The sequence below is a fragment of the Sandarakinorhabdus sp. genome (assembly GCF_032115815.1).
In the GTDB taxonomy this organism is placed as follows: Bacteria; Pseudomonadota; Alphaproteobacteria; order Sphingomonadales; family Sphingomonadaceae; genus Sandarakinorhabdus.
Genome location: NZ_JAUMBI010000102.1, coordinates 1 through 4,093, shown reverse-complemented (window position 1 = coordinate 4,093; position 4,093 = coordinate 1). Strand labels below are relative to the sequence as shown.

Below are 4,093 nucleotides of genomic sequence, written 5' to 3'. Positions count from 1 at the left end.
GCATGGCGTGCGGTGACAACGCCGGAAATCTGCGCCACCGGCCGGGCCACATCGCCGCCCAACCGGATGGTCGCCAGCAGCGCCCCCAATTCCGGCGCGATATCGGGCGCGCCGGGCGCCAGACCGCGCCCGGGATGCACGCTCACCTCCACGCCCAGCGTGCGGGTCAGTTCATCCTCGATCGCCAGGATCAGCGGTTCGAACGGCGTATCATCGCCATCATCGGGCGCGGCTTCGGCCGGGCGGGGCCGCCAGCTGTCTACGAAACTGGCCGCCGGCGGGGCTTCGGTGCGGATCAGCAGATCACTCATTGCACAACCAGCGAGGTGAAGAACACCTCCTCCACGCCGCCGGGTTCACCCTTGGATTTGAGCGCGCTGTTGATCACGCCCTTCAGTCGTTCGCGCAGATCATCCTTGGCCTTGGCGCTTTCGATGTCAGGCTCGCGCACTTCGCCCAGCGCCGCCAGCACCGCCGAAACGATGGCCGGCTTGTGCTTTTCGATCGATTCCACCGCTTCCGGCCCGCCAAAGGTGGAGAGCGAAATCTTGATCTGCAAATAGCGGCCGCTATCGGCCAGGTTCGACGTGAAGGCGTTATCGACCTCCACATATTCCAGCGGCCCTTCCGGCACCGGATCATGCGGTGCCGCCGCCGGAGCGTGGGCCGCACCGCCGCCACCCAGCAAGGCGGGCGCGAACTTGATCAGCGCAATCGCCGCGCCGGCACCGCCGGCGCCGGCCCCCAACACACAGGCCAGCAGCGGCACCAGCAGCGCCGGCAGGCCCTTTTTCTTCTTGGGCGCATCTTTCACTTTGGCATCGGCTTCGGCCATGGCGGGATCCTCAGGCAAAACGGTCAATGGTGGCGGGTCGGTTCAGGCCCAAAGGATTCTGGGCAGGACGGGCTGCCAGCCGGCGGGTTGCCGCAATCGGCGAATCATCATCGCGACGGGAGGATTGGCGCTGGCGGTCGCGCCCGCCGCCACCCAGATCAGCGCGCTGGCCATTGACCGAAAGGCCCGCCAGCGCGACCCCGGCCGCCGCCAGATCCTGGCTGAGGCGCGGCGCATCGGCGCCGATCAGCACGGCGGCGGCGGGCTGGGCCTGCATCACCACCTGCAATTGATCCGGCCCACCGCTCAGGCGGACGGCGACATCCCCCAGCCGGTCGCTGGAAACGGTGAGGGCAGGATTGGTCTCGGGCGACGCAAGAGGGGGCGCGGGAGAGGGATTGGGGGGTACGGCGGCCGAAGCGTGTGCCGTTGCCGGCGTGGCCAAAGATGGCGGCACGGCAAGGGTGAATGTTGGCATGGAAATCGCCGGCTGCGGCCGTTCGGCCAGCACGGGCTGTTCATCGAAACCCGCGCGCCGCGCCCGTTCAGCCCTGATCGGCGGCTGCGCCAACGGCCCGCGCCGCGCTGAGGGCGGCGACACGTCTGCCCGGGCTGTGGCCCCGATCGGGATCGAGACCGGGGTCGAGATGGGGGTCGTGACCGGATCGGGGACTGGCGCGGTGGCCTTATCGGTGATGGGGGCATTGACCGGAACAGCCGGCGACAGATCGGGGCCGGCGGCTGGCGGCAACGGCGTGGATGTTGGTGGGGACACGGCCAGCGTCGGTGCCGGTTCGGGCCGCGCCTCGGTCAGGGCGCTGATCGTCACGGCCGGCGGGCGCGGGATATCGAACCAGGACGCCGGAATGCGCGCCGGATCAAGCCAGGCCGGCGGCACCTTGGTGGGATCATACCACGCGGGCGGCGGCCGGGTAGGATCGCTCCACGGCGGCGGCGGATTGGCAGGATCAAACCAGGGCGGGGCGACGTGCGGATCATACCAGGGCGGCTGATCATCCGTGGGAAACGGGATCGGCTGGCCGGTGACATTGCGCAGGATGAAATCGGCTGGCGGCGGGGCAGCGGGCTGAGGGGCCGGCGACGGCGCAGCCGCGGTGATCGGAGGGCTGGGAAGCGCGGGGGGCGAGGGCAAGCCATTCTGCCAGCCCCGCACCCGACCCGGATCGGAGGCCGGCGCCAATCCGGCCAGTCGCGGGCTGGAGACAGCGCGCAGGGGCCATGGGCCAGCGAGCCCGAAGTTCAAGGCGGCCACACCGCGACCCAGCATGTTGCCGGCAGCAGCCCCGGATCCAGGTGCCGGCTCGGGCGCTGGCTCCGGCAAGGCGGCGGGTGGAATAAATTCGGCCGGCAGATTGGCCAGTTCCGGTACCAGCACCAACGCCCAAGCCTGCTCGATCGCCGGCGATTGCGCGGTTTCAATCTCGCCGGACACGGGTTCCACCGTGCCGCCAGCCGCCGGCAGCAGTGGGCCACTTGCCGCCAGCATGCCGGCAAAGGCCGGCAGCGCTGAGCCAGCAGCCGGCAGCAGTTCCGGCGGTTCTGCCGGCACCGCCAGATCAAGCGGCAGCACGGCTTGCGGGCTGGGCAGGTTCAGCATGGATCCTCCTGTTCGGCTCGGCGGGCCAGCGCGGCGTCGACAGCGGCGCGGGCGGCAGCCAGCTTGCGGCTGGCCTCATCACGGGTGGTGGCAGACCGGTCGCGGCGCTGGGCGATTTCCACAGCAATATCGTGTACTTGCGCATCGATGCGGGCGCGGGCCGAACGCACGGCGGCGCTGGCCACGCCTTCGCCCTGCCCGCCCACCAGCGATCGCACCCGTTCCAGCAGCGCGGCGTCGGCCGCCGCCTGGCCCTGTGCGCGGGCCAGATCAGCCAGTGCCAGCCGCTCGCGGATGCGGCGCACACGGATCAGGCGATCAAGCGCACTCATGGCTCGGGCACCATCTCAAGCAATGTGGAAATATTGTCTTCCCAATCAGTGGCTTGGTCGCGATCCTGCGCCATGAAAGCCGCCAGCACCGGCTGCAGGGCCAGCGCCAGATCCAGCTCCGCATCCTAGCCGGCGGCATAGGCGCCCATCAGCACCAGATCACGATTCTCCTCGATCAGCGCCACCATCCGCCGGAAGCGCTGCGCCGCCCGGTTGTGGGCCTCGCTCACCACGTCGATCATCACCCGGCTGGCCGAACTGACCAGATCGATGGCCGGAAACTGCCCGCGCCCGGCCAACCGGCGAGACAGCAGCACATGGCCATCCATCACGCCGCGCGCCGCATCCACCACCGGATCGGCCCGGTCATCGCTTTCGGCCAGCACGGTGGCGACCAGTGTGATACTGCCGCCCGTTAGCCTGTCGCCGCCGGCGCGTTCGGCCAGATCGGCGATCAGTTGCAGGGCGGAGGGCGGATAACCCCTTGATCCGCTTGGCTCTCCCCGCGCCATGGCCACTTCGCGCGCGCCGTGGACGACGCGCGACAGGCTGTCGAGGATCAGCAGCACCTGTCGCCCTTGTGCGCGGAACCATTCGGCAATGGCAAAGGCGCGCTGGGCACCGCGCACCCGGCACAGCATCGCGTCTGACGCTGGCACCGCCACGGTAACGGTGCGCGCTCGCGCCGGGCCGGCCAGTTCGGTATCAATGAAGTCACTGATTTCACGGCTGCGTTCGCCGATCAGCGCCATCACCACCACATCAGCCTGCGCCCAGCGCGTGATCTGGCCGAGCAGCACCGATTTGCCGACGCCAGTGCCGGCCATGATCCCGATGCGCTGGCCAACACCAAAGCTGAGCAGCGCATCAATGGCCCGCACGCCGGTGGCCAGTGGCTGTGTCACCCGCGCCCGCGCCTGTGGCAGCAAGGGCGGCGGCGCGGCCGGCACATGCGCCGCCGTCATGATCGCCCCCCGCCCATCGAGCGGCTGGCCCAGGCCATCGATTACCCGGCCCAGCAGCGCATCACCCACCGCCACGTCACCGCCGGTCGCTTCCGGCAGCACCAGCGCGCCCGGCGCGATGCCGGCCAGCGGCGACAGGCCCATCAACAGCGCCCGACCATCACGGAACCCGATGATTTCACCCGCCAATCCGGCCGCACCCAACGCGACACGGTTGCCGATGGCGCCGTGTACGCCCACCGCTTCGATGATATTGCCATCGGCCGCCACCACGCAGCCGCCCTTGCGGATGGGCAGCGCCGGCACCGCCATCGCGGCGATCTGGCGGGCAAGGCTGGCGGTC

General features: G+C 69.9%; 4 protein-coding genes and 1 pseudogene. All 5 read right to left on the bottom strand.

Features of this window, described 5'->3' with window-relative positions:
• Positions 1–311 (bottom strand): hypothetical protein (locus tag RT662_RS06270; protein WP_313669849.1); only part of this gene is annotated, 311 nt, incomplete at its 3' end.
• Positions 308–835, bottom strand: a complete 528-nt coding sequence (fliL, locus tag RT662_RS06265; protein WP_313669848.1) for a flagellar basal body-associated FliL family protein — start codon at positions 833–835, stop codon at positions 308–310. The genes fliL and RT662_RS06270, both read right to left, overlap by 4 nt.
• 10 nt (positions 836–845) lie before the next feature.
• Positions 846–2,453, bottom strand: a complete 1,608-nt coding sequence (locus tag RT662_RS06260; RefSeq protein WP_313669847.1) for a flagellar hook-length control protein FliK — start codon at positions 2,451–2,453, stop codon at positions 846–848.
• Positions 2,447–2,785 (bottom strand): hypothetical protein, encoded by a 339-nt coding sequence (locus tag RT662_RS06255; protein ID WP_313669846.1) that lies wholly within the window; start codon positions 2,783–2,785, stop codon positions 2,447–2,449. Before RT662_RS06255 ends, RT662_RS06260 begins: the two co-directional genes overlap by 7 nt.
• A pseudogene (locus tag RT662_RS06250) lies at positions 2,782–4,062 on the bottom strand (FliI/YscN family ATPase). Before RT662_RS06250 ends, RT662_RS06255 begins: the two are co-directional and overlap by 4 nt.
• Positions 4,063–4,093: the final 31 nt, after the last annotated feature.